The organism is Parasphingomonas puruogangriensis, from assembly GCF_036663635.1.
In the GTDB taxonomy this organism is placed as follows: domain Bacteria; phylum Pseudomonadota; class Alphaproteobacteria; order Sphingomonadales; family Sphingomonadaceae; genus Sphingomonas.
The window spans coordinates 1-1,139 of record NZ_JAXOJI010000037.1 but is presented as its reverse complement, the minus strand read 5'-3'; the positions used below and the strand labels follow the sequence as shown (position 1 = coordinate 1,139).

1 protein-coding gene is annotated in these 1,139 nt (G+C 57.2%); it reads right to left on the bottom strand.

The window, feature by feature from the left end:
• Positions 1-78: 78 nt before the first annotated feature.
• Positions 79-1,139 (bottom strand): cryptochrome/photolyase family protein (locus tag U1739_RS21015; RefSeq protein WP_332710565.1); only part of this gene is annotated, 1,061 nt, incomplete at its 5' end.

Genomic DNA, 1,139 nt, shown 5'->3' with positions numbered 1-1,139 from the left:
ACTCGTTTCAGGATAACAAGCGACTGTTGTGCGTTATCCTGAAACAAGTTCAGGATGACCATTGTACTCAACACGCCCCTACCCCTTCACCGCCTCATGCGCCTTTAGCGCCCGTTCGCGAGCGGCCTTGTGGCCAATAACTTTGCGCGGATAACCCTTCGGGCGCGCGCCAAACTCGTCAGGGTCATGAATAGCGGGCTCTTGCAATTCTGAGAGTTCCGGCACCCATTCGCGGATATATCGGGCCGCGTCGAACTTCTCCGACTGGGACAATGGCGCCATGATTCGCACAAACATGTTGCTGTCGACGCCTGTGCCCGCGGTCCACTGCCAATTGACGCTGTTGCTGCCATAATCGGCATCGACGAGCGTGTCCCAGAACCATTTTTCGCCTTCGCGCCAGTCAATTAACAAGTGCTTGATCAGGAAGGACGCGGTGATCATCCGCACGCGGTTATGCATCCACCCGGTCGCCCATAATTGCCGCATCCCGGCATCGACAATGGGATAGCCCGTCCGCCCTTTGGTCCATGCAACAAAATCGGCCTCGACCGCTGGATCGGACACATCACGCCATGGTAATTTGTCGAAGGCCTCGCGCGCGTTCTTCGCCCCATATTCGGGAAACTGGACAATCACATTCTGCGCATAATCGCGCCAGACCAACTCTTTCAGGAAGACATCGACTGACCCGCCTGCATGCATCGTCGCATGCCAGCAGGTAGCGGGCGAAATCTCGCCGAAATGCAGGTGTGGGGAAAGGAAAGACGAGCCCTCAACTGACGGCAGGTTGCGCTTTTCGTCGTAAAACTGGGCCTTGTCATCAAATGCCGCGAGCCGTGCCTGCGCGCCCTTTTCTCCCGGCATCCACATGTCGGCCATTCCGCCTGCCCAGTCTGGTTGTGTCGGAAGCAAGCCCCAGTTCTTAAGATCGTCGCTGTCAAGCCAAGTTACCGGAGCGGTTATGCTGGTAGGTGATGCCAATGGCTCAGCCGGCGGCATATGCTGCCACAAGGCCCGCATGAACGGCGTGTAGATTTTATACTGCCCACCGCTTCCAGTTGTGACGCTTCCGGCAGGCAGCAGGTAATTGCCGTCATGGCAGACCAGTTCGCACCCCTTGGGCAAGGCGTTTACGA